The following is a 25,127-nucleotide window of genomic DNA, read 5'->3' on the forward strand; positions in this document are numbered from 1 at the left end:
CATGGCCATCGTCCTCGGCAAACAAGCCCGCTGGCGCACGTTCACGGCGCATGCCGTGATGTGGGTCTTCATCGCGATCACGCTGTTCCCGCTGCTCGCGGTCGTGTCCATCTCGCTGCGCCCGGGCAACTTCGCCACCGGCAGCCTGATCCCGACGCAGATCAGCCTGGAGCATTGGCAGCTGGCGCTGGGCATCCCCTACCAGGCGGCCGACGGCAGCCTCGTGCAGCCGCCCTTCCCTGTGCTGACCTGGCTGTGGAACTCGATCAAGGTCGCCACCGCCTCGGCCTTCCTCATCGTCGCCATCTCGACGACCGCGGCCTACGCCTTCGCGCGGCTGAAGTTCAGCCTCAGCAAGCCGGTGCTCAACGGCATGCTGCTGCTGCAGATGTTCCCGCCCGTGCTGGCGCTGGTGGCCATCTACGCCATCTTCGAGACCATCGGCAACTACGTGCCGGCCCTGGGCATCGAGACACATGCCGGCCTCGTGCTCGCCTACCTCGGCGGCATCGGCACGCATGTGTGGACGATCAAGGGTTACTTCGAGACCATCCCGGTCGAGATCGAGGAGAACGCCAAGGTCGACGGTGCGACGCACTGGCAGGCCTTCTCGCGCGTGCTGCTGCCCATGGCTGTACCCATCCTGATGGTGGTCTTCGTGCTGGCCTTCATCGGCACCATCATCGAGTACCCGGTGGCCAGCGTGCTGCTGCGCGAGGAAGGCAACCTCACGCTCGCCGTCGGGTCGAAATACTTCCTGCACGACCAGCGTTTCCTGTGGGGCGACTTCGCCGCCGCGGCCGTGCTGTCCGGACTGCCGATCACACTGGTCTTCCTGCTCGCGCAGCGCTGGATCGTTTCCGGCCTCACCGCAGGTGGCGTGAAGGGCTGATGACGCGATTCATCGCCCTGTGCGCGACGCTGCTCGCGCTCGTTTCGCCGGCACAGGCCGCCTGCGTCGAGCCGGCATTGGGCAACGTCACGCTCTACCTGCGCGGCGCGCTGAACAGCTGGGCCGCCGCCGAGGAGCAGGCCTTCGAGTACCGCTGCGATGCCTACTACCTGAACCTCAAGGCCCAGGGCACGCAGGAGTTCAAGATCGCCGACGAGGACTGGACGGCGCGCCTCACCTTTGGCGGCGACGCTGCCGGCCTGCTCACCCGCGGCGGGCCGGCCAACCTGCGGCGGGACTTCCACGGCGAGCACACGTTGCGGCTGAGCTTCGACGCGCAAGGCCAGCCGCACCTGGACATCGGCCCGCAGACCTTCAAGCCCACGCCGCCCCGCCCCATCACCGACCGCGCCGCGCTGACGACCCGGTTCGACTCGCGCGACCTCGAAGCCAAGCAGCCCTTCGGCGCCCAGCCCGCCGGCAGCGAGATCCGCTTCAGCATCGGCAACGACGTGCCCGGCCTGAAGAGCGCGACGCTGGTCATCGAGCGCCGCAGCCTGGTGGGCGACCAGCAGCAGCTCGCCTATGCGCCGCTGGCGCGCATCGCGATGACGCCGGCGCCCCACGGCCTGGGCACGGGCTTCTCGGCGAGCTACCGCTTCCAGGACATCGGCGTCTACGGCTACTGGTTCGAGATCGAGACCGCCGAGGGCCGCTACGCGCTGCAGAACAACGCCGACACCGTCTACTGGACGCGCGAGAAGGGCTCGATGGGCGTGGCCGCCCTCGCCCGCCTGCCCAGGAACCTGAGCCAGGTGCGCCGCTACCGGCAGACCATCTACGCGCCCGACTTCCAGGTGCCCGCCTGGGCGCGCGACGTCGTCTACTACTACGTCTTCCCCGAGCGCTTTCGCAACGGCGACAAGCGCAACGACCCGCGCCCCGGCGGCGGCCGGTCGCAGGACCGCTACCAGGACCGCGACGTCGAGCGCCACGCGACGTGGAACGAGAAACCGTTCAAGCCCGCTGGACCTGGAGAAAAGGGGGACGGGTCGGACGCGCTCTACAACAACGACTTCTTCGGCGGTGACCTGCAGGGCGTCACGACCAAGCTCGACTACATCAAGAGCGTGGGCGCCAACGCGATCTACCTCACGCCCGTGTTCCGCGCGCCCAGCAACCACAAGTACGACGCGGCCGACTACAAGCACATCGACCCGGCCTTCGGCACCGACGCCGACTTCGAGCGGCTGTGCGCCGAGGCCGCCAGGCGCGGCATCCGCGTCATCCCCGACACGTCGCTGAACCACGTCGGCGCAGACTCGCCGTACTTCAACCGTTTCTCGAACTTTCCCGCAGGCGGCGCGTTCGACGGCGGCAAGATCAACCCCGACTCACCCTACGCGAGCTGGTTCAAGTTCAAGCCCGAAGAGACCGACCCCGACAAGCAGTTCCAGGGCTGGATGGGCGTGACGGATCTGCCGGAGATCGACAAGAGCAGCCCGTCCTTCCGCGCCTTCGCCTACGGCGACAAGGACTCCGTCACCAAGCTCTGGCTGGACCGCGGTGCCGCCGGCTGGCGCATGGACGTGGCGCCGTGGATACCGGACGACTTCTGGCGCGAGTGGCGCCGGGCCGTAAAGGCCACGAAGCCCGACGCGCTGACAGTGGCCGAGACCTGGTTCGACGCCAGCAAGTTCCTCCTCGGCGACGAGTTCGACAGCGTCATGAACTACATCTTCCGCAACGCCGTGCTGGACTACGCCGCCGGCCAGCCCGCAACCCGCACCTATGCCAACCTGGAGCTGATCCGCGAGGCCTACCCGCCGCAGACGCTCTACGCGCTGATGAACCTGCTGTCCACGCATGACCAGCCGCGGGCGCTGCACCACCTCGGAGAGGACAGCGACCTTGTTCTGGCCAAGCGCCGGCTGCGCCTGGCCGTGTTCTTCCAGATGACCTACCCCGGCTCGCCGACGATCTACTACGGCGACGAAGTGGGCCTGGGCGGCGGCGACGATCCCTACAACCGCGCACCTTATCCCTGGGCCGACGAGGGCGGCAAGCCCGACGAGCAATTGCTGGCCGATTTCAAGCGCCTGACGAAGCTGCGCCACGACCTGCCGGTGCTGCGCCACGGCTCCTTGAGCGCACCACTGCTGCTGGACGAGCACGTCGTCGTGCTGGCCCGCCAGGACGGCGCCACCTGGGCCGTCACCGCCACCAACAACAGCACCCGGCCCCGCACCGTCACCGTCGACCTGCCCTTCCCCGCCACGCGGCTGCGCGACGCGCTAGGCGGCAAGGCCGTCGCCGTGAAGGACGGCCAGGTCCAGCTCACCGTGCCGCCGCTGTTCGGCCGCGTCCTCGTCACCCCATGATCCTCAATCCTCTCGGCCACACCGGCCTGCGCGTCTCGGCCCTCGGCTTTGGCGCGATGCACATCAACGACGAGCGCACGACCGAGCTTGAGGCCGGCGCCCTGCTCAACCGCGTGCTGGACGAGGGCATCACCCTCATCGACACCGCTCGCGGCTACGGGCTCAGCGAGGAGCGCATAGGCCGCCACCTCAGCGCACGCCGCGCGGAGTTCGTGCTGTCGACCAAGGTCGGCTACGGCGTCGACGGCGTGGCGGACTGGACCTACGAGTGCATCGTCGGCGGCGTCGAGCGCGCGCTGCGGCTGATGAAGACCGACGTGCTCGACATCGTCCACCTGCACTCCTGCCCGCTGCCGGTGCTGCAGCACGGCGACATGATCCGCGCGCTGGCCGACTGCCGCACCGCCGGCAAGCTGCGCGTGGCGGCCTACTCGGGCGACAACGCCGAGATCGATTTCGCCATCGCCAGCCGCGCCTTCGGCAGCCTGCAGACCTCCATCAGCCTGTGCGACCAGGCCCACCTGCGCACGCGCGCCGCCCTGGCCGACCACGCCGGCATCGGCGTCATCGCCAAGCGCCCGCTGGCCGGCGCGGTCTGGCGCCACCTGCAGCGGCCGGGAGACTTCGCCGAAGGCCAGTACTGGGACCGCTTCCGCGCGATGGGGCTGACCGGCGCCGAGGACTGGGCCGACGTGGCCCTGCGCTTCGCCGTCTTCCATACCGGCGCCGCCAGCGCCATCGTCGGCACCGCCAAGCCGGCCAACCTGCGCCGCAACCTCGAGTCCATTGCCCGCGGCCCGCTGCCTGCGGAACTGGCGCTGGCGATCCGCTCCGCCTTCGACCATCACGGCGGCGACGCGTGGCCCGGGCTGATCTGACGCTGGCAGCGCAAGGCCACCACCACTGCCTCTGAAGGCTCGCGCCGCCCCACCCGGTGGGAACCCGACGTCGGCAGCCCGCGCGGCTGACGCATGATGCGACCCGTGTCACCGCCATCCCCACCCCTGCGCCGCCGCCCGCTGCTGGCCCTGCCGCTGTTGCTGGCTGGCAGGCCGCTGCGGGCGCAGCCAGACGAGCCGGTGCGGCTGCCCCGCCACATCAGCATGCCCGACCCGCAGCTGGCCTACGTGCGCCGTATCGTCGAGCTGGCACTGAACCGCGCCGGTAGCCGCCGGGAGGTGCAGTACGTCGACCTGGACATGGCACAGGGCCGCACCCTCATCGAGCTGGCCGCCGGTCACAGCCCCATCGACGTGATGTGGACCATGACCGACCGGCTGCGCGAGGCCAGCGGCCTGCTGCCCGTACGCATCCCCATCGACCGCGGCCTGCTGGGCTGGCGGCTGCTGCTGGTGCGCCGCCGCGAACTGCCGGAGTGGTCGCGCGTTCGCAGCCTCAAGGACCTGGGCGACCGCCTCGCCGGCCAGGGCCATGACTGGCCCGACACCACCGTGCTGCGCGCCAACGGCCTGCGCGTGGGCACCAGCAGCGTCTACGAGGCCCTGTTCCGCATGCTGGCCGCAGGGCGCATCGACTACTTCCCGCGCTCCATCCTCGAGATCGATGCCGAGATGGCCGGGGGCCGCTACCCCGAGCTGGCCATCGCGCCCGACCTGATGCTGCACTACCCGGCCGCGGCCTATCTGTTCGTCAGCCCCAGCCGGCCGGAGCTGGCCACCGAGCTGAAGGCGGGGCTGGAGGCAGCTGTCGTGGACGGCAGCTTCCAGCGACTGCACCGCGAGCAGTTCGGCGCCCTGCTGAAGGCCCACCCGGTCAAGCCGGCGGGCGTACTGAAGCTCAGCAACCCGCTGCTGCCAAGCGAGACACCGCTGCAGAGGCGCGAACTGTGGCTGCAGCCGGGCGATGTCCTCCCGCCTGCCTAGGCGGCAACTCGCCCCTTGCGGGGAAGTACGGATCGGCAATGCGCCAGACTGATTTAGGATAGCGCTATCCAATCTAACCAGAAACCGGCTTCGCGCTCCATGACTCCATCCGCTCCCGCCTCCCTCGTCGTCATGGGCGTCGCCGGCTGCGGCAAATCCACGCTCGCGGCGGCCGTCGCGGAGCAGCTGGGCCGCCACTGGCTGGAGGGCGACCTGTTCCACAGCGAGGCCAGCCGCCAGAAGATGGCCCAGGGCGAACCGCTGACGGACGACGACCGCGCCAGCTGGCTCGCCAGCCTCAGCGAGCAGCTGTGCCTTCGCCCCGGCCTCATCGTGACCTGCTCGGCGCTGAAGCGCGCCTACCGCGACCAGCTGCGCCGGGCCTCGCCGGGGCTGCGCTTCGCCTTCCTCGACATCGACAAGGCCGAGGCGCGCCGTCGCGTGTCGGCGCGCGCGGCGCACTTCTTCGCCGCCAGCCTCGTCGACAGCCAGTTCGAGACGCTGGAGTCGCCGGTCGGCGAGGCCGGCGTCATGCGCCTCGACGGCATGAAGTCCGTGGACGTGCTGCAGGGCCAGGTCTGCAACTGGCTCGCCACGCCGCGCTGACGCGATGAAGCCCGAAAAGCCGCTCACGCGACGCGAGATCGTCGGCTATGGCCTGGGCGACATGGGCTTCAACTTCTACTGGACCAACATCTCGACCTTCCTGCTGATCTTCTACACCGACACCTTCGGCATCACCGCGGCGGCGGCGGCGACGATGCTGTTCGTCGTGAAGATCTTCAACGCCTTCACCGACCCGATGATCGGCGCCTTCGCCGACCGCACGCAGACGCGCTGGGGCAAGTTCCGGCCCTACCTGCTGTTCATGCCGCTGCCGCTGGCCGTCATCGGCGTGGCGGCGTACTCGACACCCGACTTCGGCCCGACCGGCAAGCTGGCCTGGGCCTACGTGACCTACCTGCTGCTGATGACGGTCTACACCAGCGTCAACCTGCCCTACAGCGCGCTGTCGGGTGTCATCACCGGCGACGCGCGCGAGCGCAACGCGATCAACGCGTCGCGCTTCGTCTGCGGCTTCGCCGGCGGCACGCTCGTCACGTTCGCGTCGCCCCGGCTGGTGGCCTGGCTCGGCGGCAACGACCACGCGCTGGGCTGGACGTTGACGATGGCGTTCTGGGGCCTCGCTGCTGCCGTCATCTTCGCCATCACCTTCCGCTCGACGACCGAGCGCGTGCGGCCGCCGCAGGCGCAGCCGTCCAGCGTGCGGCAGGACCTGGCGGACTTGCGCAGCAACCGCCCGTGGGTGCTGCTGTTCTTCCTCGCGCTCATCATCATGGGCAGCATCACGCTGCGCATGACCAGCGCGGCCTACTACTTCAAATACGTCGTCAACCGGCCCGAGTTGCTGGGCAGCTTCGTGCCGGCCTACCTGCTGGCCGCGGCGGCCGGCACGGCCTGCACGCCGCTGCTGACGCGCTTCATCGACAAGCGCCGGCTGATGATCGGCCTGATGCTGATCTCCACCGTGCTGTCGACCGCCTTCCTGTTCGTGCCCGCCGACGACATCGTGCTGATGTACGCCTTGCAGATTGCGCTCGGCCTGGCGCTGGGGCCGAAGTCGCCGCTGTCGTTCGCCATGCTGGCTGACAGCGCCGACTTCAACGAATGGCGCCACGGCCGCCGTGCCACCGGCATGACGTTCGCCGCCAGCTCGTTCGCGCAGAAGCTCGGCACGGCCGTCGCCGTGGCCGTCATCGGCGCGCTGTTCTCGGCGCTGGGCTATGTGCCCAACGCGGCGCAGTCGGCCGACTCGCAGGCCGGCATCGTCTGGCTGATGTCCGTGATCCCGGCCGCCTTCACACTGATCGCCGCCGTGCTGATGGTCTTCTACACCCTCGACAACCCGACGATGGCGCGCATCCAGGCCGATCTGGCCGCGCGCAAGTCGTCCGTCTGACGCCATGCTTCACCACTTCGACGACGGCTCGCGCTGCGAGCTGAGCAGCCCGACCGCGATGCCCCAGGCCGGCGGCTTCCTGTGGAACCGCCGCATGATGATCCAGGTCACCTGCCGCGGCTATGCAACCGCGCAGTTCATGCAGCCCGAACCGGCCAAGTACGCGCACGCGCCCAACCTGGAGGCCAAGACCTTCATGCAGCCGGAGCAGGCGTATTACGCCCACCACCCCGGCCGCTTCGTCTACGTGAAGGACGAGGACAGCGGCAAGCTGTTCTCCGTCCCCTACGAGCCGGTGCGCGCGCCGGTCGACGCGTTCCGTTTCACGGTCGGCAAGCACGAGCTGGGCTGGACCGTCGAGCATCTGGGCCTGCGCGTCGAGATGAGCCTGAGCCTGCCGACCGACGACGTCGTCGAGCTGTGGGAGCTGCGCGTGACCAACCTGTCAGGCCGTGCGCGCCGCATCAGCGTCGTGCCCTACTTCCCCATCGGCTACATGTCGTGGATGAACCAGTCGGCCGAGTGGCGGGCCGACCTCGGCGGCATCGTCGCCAGCAGCGTGACGCCCTACCAGAAGGTCGCCGACCACTTCAAGAACCTGCACCTCAAGGACAAGACCTACTTCCTCTGCGAACGCATGCCGGACGCGTGGGAGGCCCGCCAGGCTGCCTTCGAGGGCGAGGGCGGGCTGCACGCGCCGAGCGCGCTGCAAGCGGAACAGCTGGCCGGCGGCGACGCCCGTTACGAGACGCCCGCGGCCTGCGTGCAGTACCGGCTGTCGCTGGAGCCGGGCGACGGCAAGACCTTGCGCTTCCTGTTCGGCCCTGCGCTGGACGATGCCGAGATCGCCCGCACCCGCCAGACCTACCTCGGCAAGGCCGGCTTCGCCGCCGCCCGCGCGGCCTACGCCGACTACATCGACCGCGGCCGCGGCTGCCTGCGCATCCAGACGCCCGACCCCGACCTCGACCGCTTCGTCAACCACTGGCTGCCGCGCCAGGTCTTCTATCACGGTGACGTCAACCGCCTCAGCACCGACCCGCAGACGCGCAACTACCTGCAGGACAACCTCGGCATGGCCTACATCGCGCCCGCCGTTACCCGCAGCGCGCTGCTGCTCGCGCTGAGCCAGCAGCACGCCAACGGCTCCATGCCGGACGGCATCCTCATCGTCGAAGGCGCCGAGCTGAAGTACATCAACCAGGTGCCGCACACGGACCACTGCGTCTGGCTGCCGGTCTGCCTGCAGGCCTATTTGGACGAAACGGCCGATTACGCGCTGCTGTCCGAACAGGTGGGCGAACTCAGCGTCGCCGAGCGGCTGGACGCCGCGATGGCCTGGCTGCACCAGGACCGCGATGCGCGCGGCCTCAGCTTCATCGCCCAGGGCGACTGGTGCGACCCGATGAACATGGTGGGCTACAAGGGCCGCGGCGTGTCGGGCTGGCTGACGGTGGCCGCGGCCTACGCGATGAAGCTGTGGGCCGGCATCTGTGCCGACGCGGGCCGAACCGACGCCGCCACGCGCTGGCGCGCGGCCGCGCGGGACCTCAACGACGCCGCCAACCAGCACCTGTGGGACGGCGACTGGTTCGCCCGCGGCATCACGGACGACGGCGTCGTCTTCGGCGTCAAGGCGGACACCGCCGGCCGCATCTACCTGAACCCGCAGTCCTGGGCCCTGCTCGGCGGCGCCGCGAGCGACGAGCAGCGCCGCAAAATGCTGGCCGCCATCGACGCCCAGCTGGAGACGCCGCACGGCGTCGCGATGTTCAACCCGCCCTACCCCGGCATGCGCGATGACGTGGGCCGCGTGACGCAGAAGCACCCGGGCTCGGCCGAGAACGGTGCCGTCTACAACCACGCCGCCGCCTTCTACATCCATGCGCTGTACGACATCGGCGACGCCGACCGTGCCTACAGCGCGCTGCGCCGCATGATCCCGGGGCCGGACGACGCTGACCTGCTGCAGCGTGGACAGCTGCCGGTCTTCATCCCCAACTACTACCGCGGCGCGCACCAGCAATATCCGCGCACGGCCGGCCGCTCCAGCCAGCTGTTCAACACCGGCACGGCAGCCTGGGCCTACCGCAGCGTCATCGAAGGCCTGTGCGGCCTGCGCGGCCACGCCGAAGGCCTGCTCGTGAAGCCGCAGCTGCCATCGGGCTGGAGCCACCTGAACGCCGAACGCGAGTTCCGCGGCGCGCGCTTCCATCTGAACGTGCGGCGTACCGGCACGGCGAAGGTGTTGCTGAACGGCCAGCCGCTGCCCGACGGCCTGGTGCGCCGCATCGAGGCCGGCCGCGAGTACCGCCTGGAAGTCGAGATCGCCTGAGGCGCCACGGATTCGGGCCGAGCGCCGGGCCGCTCCCAAGCCGGCCCGTCAGGCGATGTACACGCGGCTCGATGCCGCGTGTATCGCCGTCCCCTCGGGGGCTTTGGCCGGACACATTGCGCCCAGTGGGCGCGATGTGCCTGCCGAAGAGCAGCCGCTCTGCCGGCTGCGCGGTCTGCAAGACCGACCAGACCGCCCGCGTTCAGCGCGGCGGCCTGGGCGAGGGGCTCACGAGCTCGCCCGCCGCACGACCTGGAAGCCCAGGTCCAGGTGCGGCGTGTCCACCGGCTGGCCACGCATCAGCTTCATCAGCATCTGCGCCGCCTGCTCGCCGATCTCGCGGCGCGGCGTGGCCACGGTGGTCAGCGGCGGCACCATCTGGTCGCTGCCCGGCAGGTCGTTGAAACCCGCCACCGCCAGCTTGCCAGGCACCTCGATGCCCAGCCGCAGCGCGGCCAGCAGCGCGCCCTGGGCCAGGTCGTCGTTGCAGAAGAAGATCGCGTCAGTGCCAGGCGCCTCGCGCAGCACACGCTCCAGCAGCGCGCCGCCCAGCGCCATCGACGACGGCTCGGCACTCAGCACCTTGTTGACGCGGTCCGCCAGGCCGGCCTGCACCAGCGCGGCCTCGTAGCCCTCGCCGCGCTCCAGCGTGCGCGGGTCCAGCTGTGCTGCCACATAGGCGATGCGGCTGCGGCCGCTGTCCAGCAACTGCTGCGTGATGGCCCGCCCGGCGTCCCGCTGCGAGAAACCGACGCTGTGGCCGCCCTCTTCCTCGCCGACCTCCATGACGCGCACGCAGGGCACGCCGCTGCCTTCGATCATCGCGTTGGCCGCTTCGCTGCGGTCGCTGCCGGTCACGATCAACCCCGCTGGCCGATGCGCCAGGAAGCTGCGCAGCACGGCCTCTTCCTCGCCGGCGTCGTAATGGGTCACGCCGATCAGCGTCTGGTAGCCGGCCGGCACCAGCGTGTTCTGCACGGCATCCAGCAACTCGACGAACAGCGTATTGCTGAGCTTGGGGATAAGCACGGCGACGTGCGAGCTGCGGCTCGATGCCAGGGCGCGCGCGGCCGGGTCCGGCACGTAGCCGAGGGCCGTCGCGGCGGCCTGCACGCGCTCGCACAACTCCTGCGCCACGGCCCGCTCTCCGCGCAGCGCGCGCGATACCGTGATGGGGCTCACGCCCGCCTCCCTCGCCACGTCGGCCAGCGTCACCCGGCCGGTGGCGCGGGTGCGTCGGGCGGTGGTGGACGGGGTCGGCGGGGCAGTCGGCGTGCGGCTCATCACTACATGGTATCCCCATATCGACGCAGGGATTCGGCGCCTAGGATAGCGCAATCCCGACGTTCTCCTCCTCGCCCGACTCTGGGTGATTACCGGGCGGACGGCGTTGTCATGCCCTGCATGAACTGGCGTCCGCCCCTTTTTTTAACCCAACGGGATAGCGCTATCCATTCTTTCTGACTTCACCGGCTGATCACCGCGACGCGCCCCACAAAACCAGCGAAACCCGCTGCAACACCAGGAGACATCCATGCGTACCCCCGGCCATCAAACCCTGATCCACATCGCCGCCCTCACGGTCTGCGCCAGCCTCGCGCTGGCAGCCCGGGCGCAGGAAGCCCAGCCCGCTACCGACGCCACGACGGAGACCGCAGCCCCCAACGTGCTGAGTACGGTCGTCGTGTCCGGCTCGCGCATCTCGGCACGCGGCTTCACGCAGCCGACGCCGACGACGCGCATGGTCGCCGCCGACCTGGAAAAGGTCGCCAAGCCCAACCTGTTCGACGCCATCGCCGAACTGCCCGCACTGCAGGGCAGCACCGGCCGAACGACCAGCACCAACAGCACCAGCAGCGGCATCCAGGGCCTGAGCTCGCTGAGCCTGCGCGGCCTGACGCCCATCCGCACGCTGACGCTGCTGGACGGCCAGCGCGTCGTCGGCGCCAACGTCACCGGCGTCACCGACGTCAGCCAGTTCCCGCAACTGCTCATCAAGCAGGTCGACGTGGTGACCGGCGGTGCGTCCGCCTCCTACGGCTCGGACGCTGTCGGCGGCGTCGTCAACTTCGTCACCGACAAGCGCTTCACCGGCTTCAAGGCCAACGTCGAGGGCGGCGAGACCAATTACCACGACGACAGGAACGCCACGCTGCAGGCCGCCTGGGGCAACGCCTTCCTCGATGGCCGCGCGCACCTGTCGGCCAGCGTCGAGTACAGCCGCGAGAAGGGCGTGCCCTCCCCGCGCTTCGGCGGCGCCGGGGCCAACGGCCGCACCTGGTTCAAGAACCCGGCCTTCCAGGTGCGCCCCATCGCGCAGACCAACGATGGCAAGCCGCAGTACACCTTCATCGAGAACGCCCAGCAGTTCCAGTACGCCAAGTACGGCCTCATCACCAACGGCCCGCTGCAGGGCACAGCCTTCGGCCCGGGCGGCACGCCGTTCCAGTTCCAGTACGGCTCGGGCGGCGTGCCCACGGGAACGGGTGCCGTCACCGGCTGCGTGACGCCCTTCTGCGTCGGTGGCGACCTCAGCGGCACCGTCGGCGGCGGCACGACGCTGGGCATGAACATGACGCGCCAGGTGTTCTACACGCGCGGCAGCTACGAGCTGAGCCCGGATCACGAAATCTTCTTCACGCTGAACTACGGCAAGGTCGATTCGCGGTTCACGCCCAACCCCGGCGCGGCGAAGAACGCCAACCTGACGATCCAGTGCGACAACCCCTTCCTGCCGGCCTCCATCGTCACGGCCTGCGCGGCGAACAACATCACGAGCTTCCAGTACGGCACGGCCAACGCCGAGTTCCCGAAGGACATCGAGGTCAACCCGGTGCGCACGCAGGCCCGCGTCACCGTCGGCGCCAACGGCCGCTTCGACGCCTTCGGCAAGGACTGGACCTACGACGCCTACGCCACGCACGGCCAGAACACGATCGACATCAACGTCGCCAACATGACGTTGAACAACCGATACACCGCTGCTATCGACGCCATCCGCGGCCCCAACAACACCATCATCTGCCGCAACGCCGCGGCCGCGGCGTCCGGCTGCGTGCCCTTGAACATCATCGGCGACGTGCCCATCGACCCGGCGGCCTGGGCCTACATCGCGCCGGCCAACGGCCCGCACCAGCATTCGCGCCAGCGACAGTCGGTCGCCAGTTTCAGCGTCAACGGCGAACCCTTCTCGCTGTGGGCCGGCCCGGTGGCCCTGGCCTTCGGCGCCGAGGCACGCAAGGAGCAGTACTACGTCACCGGCGACCCCTACGGTAACGGCGTGTCGGCCGACACGCCCAACACGGCGCAGTACCCAGCCGACCCGGTCCTGACCAACCCCATCGGCAACCATTGGTACGCCGGCAACTATCACAACGCGGCCGGCAGCTACAACGTCAAGGAAGGTTTCATCGAGCTGAATGTGCCGATGTTCAAGTCGGCCAGCCTGGGCGAGGCCAATCTCAACATCGCCGGCCGCCACACCAAGTACAGCACCTCGGGCAACGTCGACAGCTGGAAGGTCGGCTCGACGTGGAAGACCGGCGTGGACGGCCTGCGGCTGCGCGCCGTCACGTCACGCGACGTGCGCGCGCCCAACCTCAGCGAGCTGTTCGCCGCGCCGCTGGTCGTCAACAACACCGTCAACTCCAACGGCACGACGCTGACGGTCCAGCAGCGCACCATCGGCAACACCCGGCTGCGCCCCGAGATCGGCCGCAACACGACGCTGGGCCTGGTGCTGGCACAGCCAAAGTGGGCGCCGGGCTTCAGCGCCTCCATCGACTACTTTGACATCAAGGTCAACGACGTCATCTCCTCGCTGAGCGCGCAGCAGGAGGTGGACCTCTGCGCCGCCGGCAACCAGGAGATCTGCGCCGCGATGGACCTCGTCAGCGCGACGAAGTACGTGACGCTGCAGGCCTTCAACCTGGCCTCCATGCACAACAAGGGCTTCGACCTGGAAGGCCTGTACCGCTTCAACCTGGGCAGCGCGGGTCTGCCCGGCAGCATCACGCTGCGCGCGCTGGCCACGCACACGAACAGCTTCGTGACGGACTCCGGCGTCGTCGGCACCATCCCGAGCGACGCCGCCGGCGTCAACCTCGGCAACACGCCCAGGTGGAAGGCCCAGTTCTCGCAGTCCTGGGAGACCGATGCCGCGAGCTTCACGGTCTCGCAGCGCTGGATCAGCGACGGCGTCTACAGCAACGAGTACATCGAGTGCCAGACCAGCTGCCCGGTGTCCACCGTCACCCACCCCACCATCCTGAACAACCAGATGAAGGGCGCGTTCTACTGGGACATCGGCGGCTCGTACAAGCTCAACAAGAACGTGACGGTCTACTTCAAGGTCGACAACCTGACCGACGTGGCCCCGGCCGCCGCGCCGCAGACGGGCACGGGCTACGGCATCAACCCGTTCCTGTACGACGTGCTGGGGCGGCAGTACCGGGTCGGCGCCCGGCTGCAGTTTTGACCCCTCGCCCAGTCTCGCCTTGCTGAACGCGGGCGAGCCTGGTCGGTCCCCCAAGGGGACGGCGATGCTCGCGGCGTTGAGCCGCAAGCACATCGCCAGATGGGCCGGCTTGGGGCGGCCCGGCGCTCGGCCCGAACAAAGCGCCCGTCAGCCGGCCTTCATACGGCCAACGACGTCTCGCACTTCGGCCAGCAGGTTGGGCACGTCGATGGTCGTCGGTTGACGGTCCTTCAGCACCTGGCGACCGCCGACCCACACGTTGCTGACATGCTCGCGGCCGGCCACGTAGACCAGCTGCGCGGCGGCGTTGTAGACCGGCTGGCACTCCAGGCTGTCCAGCGACACGGCGACGACGTCGGCGAGCTTGCCGACTTCCAGCGACCCGAGGTCGTCGGCCCGGCCCATGGCCTTGGCGGCGCGGATGGTCGCCATTTCCAGCGCCGTGCGCGCGGAGGCCACCGTCGGGTCGCCCGTGATGCCCTTGGCCAGCAACGCGGCAGAGCGGATCTCGCCGAACATGTCGAGGCGGTTGTTGGATGCCGCGCCGTCGGTGCCGAGGATGGTGTTGACGCCCGCGGACTCCAATGCCTTCAGCGGCATCACGCCCGAGGCCAGCTTCAGGTTGGAGTTCGGGTTGTGCACGAGGTGCACGCCCTTCTTCGCCATCAGCTCGATCTCGGCTTCGTCCAGGTGGACCATGTGCACAGCGATCATGCGTTCGCTGAACAGACCCAGCTTGTCGAGGCGTTCGATGGGCCGCACGCCGTACTGCTTCACGCCGTCGCTGACCTCACCCGCCGTCTCGTGGATGTGGCAGTGCATCTGGATGTCCAGCTTCTCGGCCAGATCACGCAGCTTGATGAAGGTCTCGTCCGACACCGTGTACGGCGCGTGCGGCGCGCTGGTCCAGTCCAGCAGCATCTCGCCCTTGTACTGCTCGTAGGCGGCGATGCCCTTGGCGATGTAGTCGTCGGGGCCGGACGCATAGCCGGTCGGGAAGTCGATGACGTTCATCGACACGGCGGCGCGCACGCCCGAGTCCACGGCGGCACGGGCCATCGCGGTCGGGAAGAAGTACATGTCGTTGATGTAGGTCGTGCCGCTGCGCAGACCTTCGGCCGCCGCCAGCTTGGAGCCCAGGTAGGTCCAGGCCTCGCTGACCCACTTCTTCTCCAGCGGCCAGATGTGGTTCTGCAGCCAGTCCATCAGCGGCACGTCATCGGCGACGCCGCGCAGCAGCGTCATGGCCGAGTGCGCATGGGCGTTGATGAGGCCGGGGATGAGGATCTGCTCGGGGAGCTCGACGCGCGTGGCCTGCGGGTACGTGGCCAGCAGCTCGGCATGGGTGCCGACGGCGGCGATGCGCTCGCCATCGATCAGCAGGCCGTGGTTCTCCAGCGTGTCTTCGCCGGCCTTCATCGTCAGCAGCCAACGGGGCAGCAGCAGGGTCTGGGACATCTCTTCTCTCCTTGTGGGATCAGTTGTTCTGTGCGAGCAGTTGCTCGACTTCCGCGCGGCGCGGCATCGCGTCCTGCACGCCGGGGCGCGACACGGCCAGCGCGGCAGCAGCCTGCGCAAAGGCCAATGCACGTTCGATGGCCTGGCCTTCTGCCAGCGCCGTGATCAGCGCGCCAACCAGAGTGTCGCCGGCGCCGACGGTGTCCACGGCCTTCACGCGCCGGGCCGGCACGCGGCGCGTGCCTTCGGCGTCGACCCAGCACAGGCCTTCCGCACCCAGCGACACCAGCACCGCGGACGGGCCCTTGGCGCGCAGCGTCTGCGCCAACGCCTCGGGCTCGGCCACACCGCCACCCAGCGTCGTCACCAGTGCCTGGGCCTCCAGCGCGTTGACGACCAGCAGGTCCACCAACGGCAGCAGCGCCTCACAGCCGGGCCGGTAGGGCGCGGCGTTCAGGACGGTCCTCACGCCAGCCGCGCGGGCACGCTCGAACGCGCGCGCGACGCTCGACAACGGCAGCTCCTGCTGCGCGATGAGCCAGCGCAGGCCCATCAGCTCCAGCGCCTCGACCTGCTCCATCGGCAGCGTGCCGTTGGAGCCGGCGACAGTGACGATCTGGTTTTCTGCATCCTCGGCACCGACGACGATCAGCGCCACGCCGGGCACCTCGTCCGCAGGCTGGGCAACGAAGCGCGTGTCCACGCCCTCGCCCTTCAGCTGCTCCACCATTGCCGCGCCGTTTTCCTTCAGGCCCACACGGGCCGCCAAGGCCACCTTTGCGCCGAGCCGTGCCGACGCCACCGCCTGGTTGGCACCCTTGCCGCCTAGGCACGAGCCAAACCGCTGGCCGCGCAGCGTCTCACCCGGCAACGGGAGCCGCGGGGCATGCACGATGAGGTCGCGGTTGACGCTGCCAAGGATGAGGATCTCGGGAACGGTCATCAAGACTCCACCAGGTTCTTTGCGCGTTCAGCCACAACGGCCAGTGTCGGCACGGTGCCGGCCTGGCCGGCAATTCAGGTGAAAGCGCATGGAATCCAAAAACAAAAAACCCCTCGGGGGACCGAGGGGTTCGCGTGATGCGAGAGCCGATCAGCGCTGGCCAATGGGCTTGACGTCGCGCGCGGCAGCGCCGACGAACAGCTGGCGCGGGCGGCCGATCTTGTACTCGGGGTCGCCGATCATCTCATTGAGCTGGGCGATCCAGCCGACCGTGCGGGCCAGCGCGAAGATGGCGGTGAACAGCGGCACGGGGATGCCGATGGCGCGCTGCACGATGCCGGAGTAGAAGTCGACGTTCGGGTACAGCTTGCGGGCGACGAAGTACTCGTCTTCCAGCGCGATCTGTTCCAGCTTCATGGCCAGTTCGAACAGCGGGTCGTTCTGCAGGCCCAGCTCGTTCAGCACTTCGTGGCAGGTCTCGCGCATCAGCTTGGCGCGCGGGTCGTAGTTCTTGTAGACACGGTGACCGAAGCCCATCAGCTTGACGCCGGAGTTCTTGTCCTTGACCTTGCTGATGAAGTCGCCAATCCGCGCAACGCCACCCTGCTTCTGGATGTCGTAGAGCATGTTCAGGCAGGCCTCGTTGGCGCCGCCGTGAGCAGGGCCCCACAGGCAGGCCACGCCGGCTGCGATGGCCGCGAACGGGTTGGTGCCCGACGAGCCGCACAGGCGCACGGTGGAGGTGGACGCGTTCTGCTCGTGATCGGCGTGCAGCGTAAAAATGCGGTCCATCGCGCGCACCAGCACCGGGTTCGGGCTGTAGTCCTCGCACGGCGTGGCAAACATCATGCGCATGAAGTTCCCGGCATAGCTCAGGTTGTTCTGCGGATAGATGTAGGGCTGGCCGATCGTGTACTTGTAGGCCATGGCCACGAGCGTGGGCATCTTGGCGATCAGGCGGATCGCCGAGATCTCGCGATGCTCGGGGTTATTGATGTCGGTGCTGTCGTGATAGAACGAGGACAGCGCACCCACCAGGCCCGTCATGACGGCCATCGGGTGGGCGTCACGGCGGAAGCCGCGCAGGAAGAACTGCATCTGCTCATTCACCATCGTGTGGTGCATGACCTTGTTCTCGAACTCGGCCTTCTGCGTCTCGTTCGGCAGCTCTCCGTACAGCAGCAGATAGCAGGTCTCGAGGTAGTCGCAGTTCACCGCGAGCTGCTCGATGGGGTAGCCGCGGTACAGCAGCTCGCCCTTGTCGCCGTCGATGTAGGTGATGGTCGAGTTGCAAGACGCCGTCGACAGGAAGCCGGGGTCGTAGGTGAACTTGCCGGTCTGCGCGTACAGCTTGCGGATGTCGATGACATCCGGGCCGATGCTGCCCTTGTACAGCGGCAGGTCCATCGAGGGGCTGCCGTCAGAGAACGACAGGGTGGCTTTCACGTCGGACGGGGTCATGATGCAGTCCTTTGGGTTTTAAAAAGCAATTCAGGTGCGCAGCTCGGCAAGCACATGGTGCACCGCAGCAGTGTCCATTTCACCACTGGGTTCCTTGCGGCGCAGCAGCAGGTCGAGAAGGTCGTTGTCTGCCAGGGCCATCAAGGCCGTGAGGCCTTCGGCCTCGGTCACGCTGACATGATCGCCCTTGCGGGCGAAGAAGCGGTCGATGAAGAGGTCGTTCTCCAGCAGGCCCCGACGGCAGCGCCAGCGCAGCTTGGACAACGCGCGTTCGTCGATCATCGGGACCGCCACTTCACTCATTTCGTCAGACCGCGCGGCGGACCATCAGTTCCTTGATCTTGCCGATGGCCTTCGTGGGGTTCAGGCCCTTGGGGCAGACGTCCACGCAGTTCATGATGGTGTGGCAGCGGAACAGGCGGTACGGGTCCTCGAGGTTGTCCAGGCGCTCGTTGGTGGCTTCGTCGCGGCTGTCGGCGATGAAGCGGTAGGCCTGCAGCAGGCCAGCCGGGCCGACGAACTTGTCGGGGTTCCACCAGAAGCTCGGGCAGCTCGTCGAGCAGCTCGCGCACAGGATGCACTCGTACAGGCCGTCCAGCTCCTCGCGCTCGACGGGCGACTGCAGCCGCTCCTTCTCGGGCGGGATGTTGTCGTTGACCAGGTACGGCTTGATCGAGTGGTACTGCTTGAAGAACTGCGTCATGTCGACGATCAGGTCGCGCACGACGGGCAGGCCCGGCAACGGTTTCAGCGTGATGACGCCCGGCAGGGTCCGCATGTTGGTCAGGCAGGCCAGGCCGTTCTTGCCGTTGATGTTCATCGCGTCCGAACCGCACACGCCTTCGCGGCAGGAGCGGCGGAACGACAGCGTGGGGTCCAAGGCCTTCAGCTTGACCAGGGCGTCCAGCAGCATGCGCTCGTGACCGTCGAGTTCGATCTCGAGGGTCTGCATGTAGGGCTTGGCGTCCTTGTCGGGGTCGTAGCGGTAGATCTGGAAGGTGCGCTTCATGTCTTGTGCTCTCTCGGTGGCTTAGAAGGTGCGGACCTTCGGGGGCACCGATTCCACGGTCAGGGGCTGGAGGTTCACGGGCTTGTAGTCCAGGCGGTTGCCTTCGGAGTACCAGAGCGTGTGCTTCATCCAGTTCGCGTCGTCACGGTTCGGGTAGTCGTCGTGCGCATGCGCGCCGCGGCTCTCGGGGCGGGCGGCGGCCGAGATCATCGTGGCCTTGGCGGCTTCGATGAGGTTCTCGACTTCCAGCGCCTCGACGCGCTCGGTGTTGAAGACCTTGGACTTGTCCTTCAGGCCGATGCCACCCACGCGGGCGGCGACTTCCTTGATCTTCGTGACGCCTTCGTCCATGGACGCCTGCGTGCGGAACACGCCGGCATGCTTCTGCATCGTCGAGCGGATGTCGTTGGCGACGTTCTGCGCGTACTCGCCGCTGGTGGACGACTCCAGGCGCGCCAGGCGGGCCAGCGTCTTGTCGGCTGCGTCCTTGGGCAGGTCCTTGTGCGACTTCGTCTTCAGGTTGAAGTCGACGATGTGGTTGCCCGCGGCGCGACCGAACACGATCAGGTCCAGCAGCGAGTTGGTGCCCAGGCGGTTGGCGCCGTGCACCGACACGCACGAGCACTCGCCCACGGCGTAGAGGCCGTTGATGATGTCGTTGTACTTGCCGTTCTTCGGAATGACGACCTGGCCGTGCACGTTCGTCGGAATGCCACCCATCTGGTAGTGGATGGTCGGCACGACAGGAATCGGCTCCTTCGTGATGTCGACGTTGGCAAAGTTGTGGCCGATCTCCAGCACCGACGGCAGGCGCTTGGCGATGGTGTCGGCGCCGAGGTGGGTCATGTCCAGCAGCACGTAGTCCTTGTTGGGACCGCAGCCGCGACCTTCCTTGATCTCCTGGTCCATCGAGCGGGACACGAAGTCGCGCGGCGCCAGGTCCTTCAGCGTCGGCGCATAGCGTTCCATGAAGCGCTCGCCGTTGGCGTTGCGCAGGATGGCGCCTTCGCCGCGGCAGCCTTCGGTCAGCAGCACGCCCGCGCCGGCCACGCCGGTGGGGTGGAACTGCCAGAACTCCATGTCTTCCAGCGGAATGCCGGCGCGCGCCGCCATGCCCAGGCCGTCACCGGTGTTGATGAAGGCGTTGGTGCTGGCCGCGAAGATGCGGCCGGCGCCGCCTGTGGCCAGCAGCACGGTCTTGGCGTGCAGGATGTGGACCTCGCCGGTCTCCATCTCCAGCGCGGTCACGCCGACGGCATCGCCTTCGGCGTCGCGGATGATGTCCAGCGCCATCCACTCGACGAAGAAGTTCGTGCGGGCCTTGACGTTCTGCTGATACAGCGTGTGCAGCAGCGCGTGGCCGGTGCGGTCAGCCGCGGCGCAGGCGCGCTGCACGGGCTTCTCGCCGTAGTTGGCGGTGTGGCCGCCGAACGGGCGCTGGTAGATGGTGCCGTCCGCGTTGCGGTCGAACGGCATGCCGAAGTGCTCAAGCTCGTAGACGACCTTGGGCGCCTCGCGGCACATGAACTCGATGGCGTCCTGGTCACCCAGCCAGTCCGAGCCCTTGATGGTGTCGTAGAAGTGGTAGTGCCAGTTGTCCTCGGACATGTTGCCCAGGGACGCGCCGATGCCACCCTGCGCGGCGACGGTGTGCGAGCGGGTCGGGAAGACCTTGGACAGCACAGCCACATTCAGGCCGGCCAGCGACAGCTGCAGGGATGCGCGCATGCCGGAGCCACCGGCCCCGACGATGACCACATCGAACTTGCGGGTCGAAATCTTTGCCGTCATCACAGTCTCCACAGCACCTGGATTGCCCAGCCGGCACAGCCGAGCAGCCACACGATCGAAAACACTTGCAGGGCCAGTCGGATGCCGACCGGCTTCACGTAGTCCATCCAGATGTCACGCACGCCCACCCAGGCGTGATACGCCAGCGCGACGATGGCGACGAAGGTCAGAACCTTCATCCACTGGGGCGCGAACACGCCGGCCCAGTGGTCGTAACCCAGCTCGCCAGGCATCAGGAAGCGAACCAGCACGGCGATGGTGAACAAGGCCATCAGCACGGCGGTGACGCGCTGGGCGAGCCAGTCGCGCAGGCCGTAGTGCGCGCCGACGACGAGGCGCTTGGAGCCGAAAGTGCTCATTGTTGTTGTCCTTCTCGGTAGGTCAGTACAGGCCGAACAGCTTGGCACCCAGCACCAGCGTCAGCGCGATGCTCAGGACCAGCGTGACGATCGCCGAGTTGTGACCCTGGGCCTTGCTGACGCTGTGCGTCGCATCCATCCACAGGTGGCGCACGCCGGCGATGAAGTGGTGCAGGTAGGCCCACAGCAGGCCCAGCACGACGAGCTTGAGAACCCAGGCCGGCAGGCCTGCCACACCCGCCGCGAAGACGTTGGTGAAGCCGTCGTAGGAAATTTCGGAGCCGAGGCTCGAATCCAACATCCACACCACGAAGGGCAGCAGCACGAACATCAGCAGGCCGCTGACGCGATGCAGGATGGAGACGATGCCGGCCGGCGGCAGACGGTACTTGACGATCTGCGTGACGTGAATATTTGTGTATACGGGTCTTGTCTTTGCGCTGTCCGTCATGGTCGGGCCTGCGTAATCGGGGTGAAACCAAACGATTCTAGGGCCAACCCTTGACCCGACGCGGCGTCATGCTGCACTGCGCCATCGTCAGCTTCAATTCAACTCGTTGCGGTAGTGGTCGGAGCTGGTGTGATAGAGCCCACGCCGGAGCTCCACCGGGCGGTCGCCGTAGGTGTAGGCCAGCCGCTCGACGCTGAGCAACGGCTCGCCCTCAGGAACCTGCAGCAGCAGGGCGGCTTCCGGCGTGGCCGCGACGGCGCGCAGCTTCTCCTCGGCGCGAACCATGTGCACGCCGAAATGCGCCTCGAACAGCGCATACAGCGGGGCGGGATGTTGCTCGATCAATTCCGCGCTGAGCCCCTCGAAGTGCCGCTCGGGAAGCCAGAGTTCATCAAGCACGACGGGTCGGTCACGCCGATGCAACAGCCGGCGGATTTCAATAACGGGCTCCGACGTCAGCAGCCCCAGCGCACGGGCGATGTCGGCAGACGCGCGCAGGCGGCGACAGCCGAGCAGCTCGCGCGTGAAGCCACGCGCCTCGTCGTCCGCCACGAGGCGCAGGAAGCGGAACTGTTGACGCGGCTCGGCATGGGTGGCCACGAAGGTCCCGCTGCCCTGGCGGCGCTCGACGATGTTCGCGGCCGTCAGCTCGTCCAGCGCCCGCCGCACGGTGCCGGCGCTTGCGCCGAAACGCGCCGCTAGCGCGACCTCGCTGGGCAGCGCGTCGCCGGGCCGCCACTCGCCCGCGGCCAGCGCCGCGACGATCAGCTGGCGGATCTGCTCATAGAGCGGGGCAGGCGACCTTGGCTTCATTGGGGGCATGGCCGCATTGCAGCACAGGGTATGCCCGTACACTTGACTGGTTTAGCCCAGCTTTTTCAACTGCCCCTTCGGAGACTTCCATGAGCAAGAAACCCGTTCGCGTCGCCGTTACCGGCGCTGCCGGCCAGATTGGCTACGCCCTGCTGTTCCGCATCGCCTCTGGCGAAATGCTGGGCAAGGACCAGCCCGTCATCCTTCAACTGTTGGAAATCCCCGACGAGAAGGCTCAGAACGCGCTGAAGGGCGTGATCATGGAATTGGAAGACTGCGCCTTCCCGCTGCTGGCCGGCGTCGAAGCGCACAGCGACCCGATGACCGCCTTCAAGGACACCGACTACGCCCTGCTCGTCGGCTCGCGTCCCCGCGGCCCCGGCATGGAGCGCGCCGAGCTGCTGGCCGTCAACGGCGCCATCTTCACGACCCAGGGCAAGGCCCTGAACGCCGTCGCCTCGCGCAACGTCAAGGTGCTGGTCGTCGGCAACCCCGCCAACACCAATGCCTACATCGCCATGAAGTCGGCCCCGGACCTGCCGGCCAAGAACTTCACCGCCATGCTGCGCCTGGACCACAACCGCGCCGCCAGCCAACTGGCCGCCAAGACCGGCAAGGCCGTCGCCTCCATCGAGAAGCTGGCCGTGTGGGGCAACCACTCGCCGACGATGTACGCCGACTACCGCAACGCCACGGTCGACGGCCAGTCGGTCAAGGCGCTGATCAACGACGAGACCTGGAACCGTGAGACGTTCCTGCCCACCGTCGGCAAGCGTGGCGCGGCCATCATCGCCGCCCGCGGCCTGTCTTCGGCCGCCTCGGCCGCCAACGCCGCCATCGACCACATGCGCGACTGGGCCCTGGGCACCAATGGCAAGTGGGTCACGATGGGCATCCCGTCCAACGGCGAATACGGCATCCCCAAGGACGTCATGTTCGGCTACCCCGTCACCTGCGAAGGCGGCGAGTACAAGATCGTGCAAGGCATCGAGATCGACGCCTTCTCGCAGGAGTGCATCAACAAGACGCTGAAGGAACTGACGGACGAGCAGGACGGCGTCAAGCACCTGCTGTAATCGGGCCCAACGCCCCACCCGAGAAGGGCCGGCTTGCCGGCCCTTTTTCATTGCCGATGACCGACCTCCTGCACCCTCGCCTGGCCCTGTTCGGCCATGAAGCCGCCCCCCCCTCGCTGCCCGTCGTCGACCACTACTGCGGCGTCGAGGCGCGCATGCGCAAGAGCCTCGCGCTGCAGGCCGAGCTGGGCCCCGTGTTCGACATCACGCTGGACGCCGAGGACGGCGCCCCCGTCGGCGGCGAGGCCGAGCACGCACTGCTGATTGCCGAGCTGGCCACCAGCTCAGCCAACCGCTTCGGCCGCGTCGGCGCGCGCGTGCATCCGTTCGGCCACGCGGTCTTCGAGGCCGATGTCGACACGCTGATCGCCCGGGCCGGTGCGCGGCTGGCCTACCTGATGATCCCCAAGCCCGACAGCTTCGATGACGTCGACCGCGCCGCCGCCGCCATCGACGCCGCCTGTGATCGCCACGGCGCGCCGAAGCTACCGCTGCAGGTGCTCATCGAGACGCACGGCGCGCTGCGCGAGGTGTTCCGCATCGCCGCGCACCCGCGCATCGAGTCACTGTCCTTCGGCCTGATGGACTTCGTCTCCGCGCATGGTGGCGCGATTCCGAAGACGGCGATGGAGCTGCCAGGGCAGTTCGAGCACCCGTTGGTCGTGCGCGCCAAGCTGGAGATCGCCGCGGCGGCCCACGCCTTCGGCAAGACGCCGTCGCACTGCGTCGTCACCGAGTTCCGCGATGGCGGGCGGCTGGCCGCCGCCGCCCGCCGCGCCGCGCGCGAGTTCGGCTACACCCGTATGTGGAGCATCCACCCGGACCAGATCCGCCCCATCGTCGACGCCTTCGCGCCGGCTGCCGACGAGATCGAGGAGGCTGCCGAGCTGCTGCTGGCCGCACAGGCGGCACAGTGGGCGCCTATCTCCTTCCATGACCGCCTGCACGACCGCGCCAGCTATCGCTACTTCTGGACCGTGCTGGAACGCGCCGAGCGCACCGGCCGCCCACTGCCCGAAGAGGCACGGTCGGCGTTCTTCCAACCAGCCATCGGGTAAAGCGCCAACCGGCGTGCCGTAGTTCACGTCGGACAATACCTACATCTGTTCACCCCTGAGCGGTGCATTTGCGGCCATGATGCGCCGCCTTCCCCTCCATCTTTTCTCTTCCGAGACCACCGATGCAGTTCCCCCTGATCCGCCACAGCGCCGCTGCGCTGATCCTCTGCGCCGCCCTCCCCGCCCTGGCCCAGACGCCCGCGGCCAAGCCGGCCGCCAAGCACGTCGCCGCCAAGCACGCGCCCGCGAAGAAGGCGCCGCCCCCGCCGGCCGAGCCCGTGCTGACCGAGGCCGACGAGGCCCAGCTCGCCGCGTCCGAGCGCACCTACCTCGGCGACTACGCGTGCGAGTTCAAGCAGACCGTGCGCATCGAAAAGCACCCCAAGGTGCCCGGCTACGTCACCATCGACTGGCAGAAGATGCACCTGACGATGAAGCCCGTGCTGTCGTCCACTGGTGCGCTGCGCCTGGAAGACGTCACGGGTCGCACGCTGATGATCCAGATCGCCAACAAGTCCATGCTGCTGGACACCAAGATCGGCCAGCGCCTGCTGGACGACTGCATCCACCCCGAGCAAGCCCGCCTCATCGCCGAAGCCAAGGCAGCCCGCCTGGCCAATCCCGAGGCCGACGCTGCCGCCACCGCCCGCAACGGCCTGGGCATCACGCCGGCCGCCAAGTAAGTCATCTGGCAAGCCATCGGTGCATCGGGCGCCTTGAAGCCCGCCCCTCAGGTATGTAGAATGAATGCATACTTTCTGATGCATACCTGAGCTGCCG

At 68.0% G+C, this 25,127-nt stretch carries 21 protein-coding genes; 11 read left to right on the forward strand and 10 right to left on the reverse strand.

Annotated elements, in window-relative coordinates; genetic code table 11:
- The first annotated feature begins 1 nt into the window (after position 1).
- From malG to ACG04R_RS04245, 7 genes are all read left to right on the forward strand, one after another.
- The gene (gene malG / locus ACG04R_RS04215) at positions 2 to 892 is read left to right on the forward strand and encodes a maltose ABC transporter permease MalG (protein WP_394406619.1); all 891 of its coding nucleotides are present in this window, start codon (positions 2 to 4) and stop codon (positions 890 to 892) included.
- Entirely contained in the window at positions 892 to 3,273 is a 2,382-nt protein-coding gene (locus tag ACG04R_RS04220) for an alpha-amylase family glycosyl hydrolase (protein ID WP_394406620.1), read from the forward strand. The genes malG and ACG04R_RS04220 overlap by 1 nt, the downstream gene beginning before the upstream one ends.
- On the forward strand, positions 3,270 to 4,151 hold the full coding sequence (locus tag ACG04R_RS04225; RefSeq protein WP_394406621.1) for an aldo/keto reductase: 882 nt from the start codon (positions 3,270 to 3,272) through the stop codon (positions 4,149 to 4,151). Before ACG04R_RS04220 ends, ACG04R_RS04225 begins: the two co-directional genes overlap by 4 nt.
- Before the next feature lie 105 nt (positions 4,152 to 4,256).
- The gene (locus ACG04R_RS04230) at positions 4,257 to 5,156 is read left to right on the forward strand and encodes a hypothetical protein (RefSeq protein WP_394406622.1); all 900 of its coding nucleotides are present in this window, start codon (positions 4,257 to 4,259) and stop codon (positions 5,154 to 5,156) included.
- A gap of 99 nt (positions 5,157 to 5,255) precedes the next feature.
- Positions 5,256 to 5,762 (forward strand): gluconokinase, encoded by a 507-nt coding sequence (locus ACG04R_RS04235; RefSeq protein ID WP_394406623.1) that lies wholly within the window; start codon positions 5,256 to 5,258, stop codon positions 5,760 to 5,762.
- Between the two features lie 4 nt (positions 5,763 to 5,766).
- Positions 5,767 to 7,116 (forward strand): MFS transporter, encoded by a 1,350-nt coding sequence (locus tag ACG04R_RS04240; protein WP_394406624.1) that lies wholly within the window; start codon positions 5,767 to 5,769, stop codon positions 7,114 to 7,116.
- Between the two features lie 4 nt (positions 7,117 to 7,120).
- A complete protein-coding gene (locus ACG04R_RS04245; RefSeq protein WP_394406625.1) occupies positions 7,121 to 9,451 on the forward strand; it encodes a GH36-type glycosyl hydrolase domain-containing protein in 2,331 nt (776 codons plus the stop codon).
- 228 nt (positions 9,452 to 9,679) lie between these two features.
- On the opposite strand, the gene gntR is transcribed toward ACG04R_RS04245, so the two are convergent.
- Complete coding sequence (gntR, locus tag ACG04R_RS04250) at positions 9,680 to 10,735, reverse strand: HTH-type transcriptional regulator GntR (RefSeq protein WP_394406626.1); 1,056 nt, start codon at positions 10,733 to 10,735, stop codon at positions 9,680 to 9,682.
- A 250-nt stretch (positions 10,736 to 10,985) separates the two neighbouring features.
- Here gntR and ACG04R_RS04255 point away from each other — a divergent pair, with 250 nt between their 5' ends.
- Complete coding sequence (locus tag ACG04R_RS04255) at positions 10,986 to 13,928, forward strand: TonB-dependent receptor domain-containing protein (protein WP_394406627.1); 2,943 nt, start codon at positions 10,986 to 10,988, stop codon at positions 13,926 to 13,928.
- A gap of 147 nt (positions 13,929 to 14,075) precedes the next feature.
- Here the strand turns inward: ACG04R_RS04255 and ACG04R_RS04260 are convergent, their stop codons facing one another.
- The 9 genes from ACG04R_RS04260 to ACG04R_RS04300 all read right to left on the reverse strand — a co-directional run bounded on the left by ACG04R_RS04260 (position 14,076) and on the right by ACG04R_RS04300 (position 22,213).
- Positions 14,076 to 15,386, reverse strand: a complete 1,311-nt coding sequence (locus tag ACG04R_RS04260) for a TRZ/ATZ family hydrolase (RefSeq protein ID WP_394406628.1) — start codon at positions 15,384 to 15,386, stop codon at positions 14,076 to 14,078.
- A 19-nt stretch (positions 15,387 to 15,405) separates the two neighbouring features.
- Positions 15,406 to 16,329, reverse strand: a complete 924-nt coding sequence (locus tag ACG04R_RS04265) for a ribokinase (protein WP_394406629.1) — start codon at positions 16,327 to 16,329, stop codon at positions 15,406 to 15,408.
- 150 nt (positions 16,330 to 16,479) lie between these two features.
- Complete coding sequence (gene gltA, locus ACG04R_RS04270; protein ID WP_394406630.1) at positions 16,480 to 17,790, reverse strand: citrate synthase; 1,311 nt, start codon at positions 17,788 to 17,790, stop codon at positions 16,480 to 16,482.
- A gap of 30 nt (positions 17,791 to 17,820) precedes the next feature.
- Positions 17,821 to 18,072, reverse strand: coding sequence for an FAD assembly factor SdhE (locus ACG04R_RS04275; RefSeq protein WP_394406631.1), 252 nt, complete (start codon positions 18,070 to 18,072; stop codon positions 17,821 to 17,823).
- Between the two features lie 25 nt (positions 18,073 to 18,097).
- Positions 18,098 to 18,799, reverse strand: coding sequence for a succinate dehydrogenase iron-sulfur subunit (locus ACG04R_RS04280; RefSeq protein WP_394406632.1), 702 nt, complete (start codon positions 18,797 to 18,799; stop codon positions 18,098 to 18,100).
- Between the two features lie 21 nt (positions 18,800 to 18,820).
- On the reverse strand, positions 18,821 to 20,590 hold the full coding sequence (gene sdhA, locus ACG04R_RS04285; RefSeq protein ID WP_394406633.1) for a succinate dehydrogenase flavoprotein subunit: 1,770 nt from the start codon (positions 20,588 to 20,590) through the stop codon (positions 18,821 to 18,823).
- Positions 20,590 to 20,949: a succinate dehydrogenase, hydrophobic membrane anchor protein gene (gene sdhD, locus ACG04R_RS04290; RefSeq protein WP_394406634.1), complete on the reverse strand. Its 360-nt coding sequence runs from the start codon at positions 20,947 to 20,949 to the stop codon at positions 20,590 to 20,592. Before sdhD ends, sdhA begins: the two co-directional genes overlap by 1 nt.
- Before the next feature lie 22 nt (positions 20,950 to 20,971).
- Positions 20,972 to 21,400: a succinate dehydrogenase, cytochrome b556 subunit gene (gene sdhC / locus ACG04R_RS04295; RefSeq protein WP_394406635.1), complete on the reverse strand. Its 429-nt coding sequence runs from the start codon at positions 21,398 to 21,400 to the stop codon at positions 20,972 to 20,974.
- Between the two features lie 93 nt (positions 21,401 to 21,493).
- Positions 21,494 to 22,213: a GntR family transcriptional regulator gene (locus ACG04R_RS04300; RefSeq protein WP_394406636.1), complete on the reverse strand. Its 720-nt coding sequence runs from the start codon at positions 22,211 to 22,213 to the stop codon at positions 21,494 to 21,496.
- 89 nt (positions 22,214 to 22,302) lie between these two features.
- Between ACG04R_RS04300 and ACG04R_RS04305 the strand changes: the two genes are divergently transcribed.
- From ACG04R_RS04305 to ACG04R_RS04315, 3 genes are all read left to right on the forward strand, one after another.
- Positions 22,303 to 23,289, forward strand: a complete 987-nt coding sequence (locus ACG04R_RS04305; protein WP_394406637.1) for a malate dehydrogenase — start codon at positions 22,303 to 22,305, stop codon at positions 23,287 to 23,289.
- Positions 23,290 to 23,345: 56 nt separating this feature from the next.
- Positions 23,346 to 24,347 carry an HpcH/HpaI aldolase/citrate lyase family protein gene (locus tag ACG04R_RS04310; RefSeq protein WP_394406638.1) on the forward strand — a complete coding sequence of 334 codons (1,002 nt, stop codon included), beginning with the start codon at positions 23,346 to 23,348 and terminating at the stop codon, positions 24,345 to 24,347.
- 122 nt (positions 24,348 to 24,469) lie between these two features.
- Complete coding sequence (locus ACG04R_RS04315) at positions 24,470 to 25,030, forward strand: hypothetical protein (protein WP_394406639.1); 561 nt, start codon at positions 24,470 to 24,472, stop codon at positions 25,028 to 25,030.
- Positions 25,031 to 25,127 lie beyond the last annotated feature (97 nt).

It is taken from the genome of Pelomonas candidula (assembly GCF_043555985.1).
In the GTDB taxonomy this organism is placed as follows: domain Bacteria; phylum Pseudomonadota; class Gammaproteobacteria; order Burkholderiales; family Burkholderiaceae_C; genus Pelomonas; species Pelomonas candidula.

Coding starts and splice junctions, on each gene's coding strand:
- ACG04R_RS04225 (WP_394406621.1), top strand. CDS start 3,270: ATGATCCTCAATCCTCTCGGCCACACCGGCCTGCGCGTCTCGGCCCTC.
- ACG04R_RS04280 (WP_394406632.1), bottom strand. CDS start 18,799: ATGAAGCGCACCTTCCAGATCTACCGCTACGACCCCGACAAGGACGCC.
- ACG04R_RS04305 (WP_394406637.1), top strand. CDS start 22,303: ATGAGCAAGAAACCCGTTCGCGTCGCCGTTACCGGCGCTGCCGGCCAG.
- ACG04R_RS04315 (WP_394406639.1), top strand. CDS start 24,470: ATGCAGTTCCCCCTGATCCGCCACAGCGCCGCTGCGCTGATCCTCTGC.
- ACG04R_RS04310 (WP_394406638.1), top strand. CDS start 23,346: ATGACCGACCTCCTGCACCCTCGCCTGGCCCTGTTCGGCCATGAAGCC.
- ACG04R_RS04260 (WP_394406628.1), bottom strand. CDS start 15,386: ATGTCCCAGACCCTGCTGCTGCCCCGTTGGCTGCTGACGATGAAGGCC.
- sdhD (WP_394406634.1), bottom strand. CDS start 20,949: ATGAGCACTTTCGGCTCCAAGCGCCTCGTCGTCGGCGCGCACTACGGC.
- malG (WP_394406619.1), top strand. CDS start 2: ATGGCCATCGTCCTCGGCAAACAAGCCCGCTGGCGCACGTTCACGGCG.
- ACG04R_RS04300 (WP_394406636.1), bottom strand. CDS start 22,213: ATGAAGCCAAGGTCGCCTGCCCCGCTCTATGAGCAGATCCGCCAGCTG.
- sdhA (WP_394406633.1), bottom strand. CDS start 20,590: ATGACGGCAAAGATTTCGACCCGCAAGTTCGATGTGGTCATCGTCGGG.
- gltA (WP_394406630.1), bottom strand. CDS start 17,790: ATGACCCCGTCCGACGTGAAAGCCACCCTGTCGTTCTCTGACGGCAGC.
- gntR (WP_394406626.1), bottom strand. CDS start 10,735: ATGAGCCGCACGCCGACTGCCCCGCCGACCCCGTCCACCACCGCCCGA.
- ACG04R_RS04255 (WP_394406627.1), top strand. CDS start 10,986: ATGCGTACCCCCGGCCATCAAACCCTGATCCACATCGCCGCCCTCACG.
- ACG04R_RS04245 (WP_394406625.1), top strand. CDS start 7,121: ATGCTTCACCACTTCGACGACGGCTCGCGCTGCGAGCTGAGCAGCCCG.
- sdhC (WP_394406635.1), bottom strand. CDS start 21,400: ATGACGGACAGCGCAAAGACAAGACCCGTATACACAAATATTCACGTC.
- ACG04R_RS04265 (WP_394406629.1), bottom strand. CDS start 16,329: ATGACCGTTCCCGAGATCCTCATCCTTGGCAGCGTCAACCGCGACCTC.
- ACG04R_RS04220 (WP_394406620.1), top strand. CDS start 892: ATGACGCGATTCATCGCCCTGTGCGCGACGCTGCTCGCGCTCGTTTCG.
- ACG04R_RS04275 (WP_394406631.1), bottom strand. CDS start 18,072: ATGATCGACGAACGCGCGTTGTCCAAGCTGCGCTGGCGCTGCCGTCGG.
- ACG04R_RS04235 (WP_394406623.1), top strand. CDS start 5,256: ATGACTCCATCCGCTCCCGCCTCCCTCGTCGTCATGGGCGTCGCCGGC.
- ACG04R_RS04240 (WP_394406624.1), top strand. CDS start 5,767: ATGAAGCCCGAAAAGCCGCTCACGCGACGCGAGATCGTCGGCTATGGC.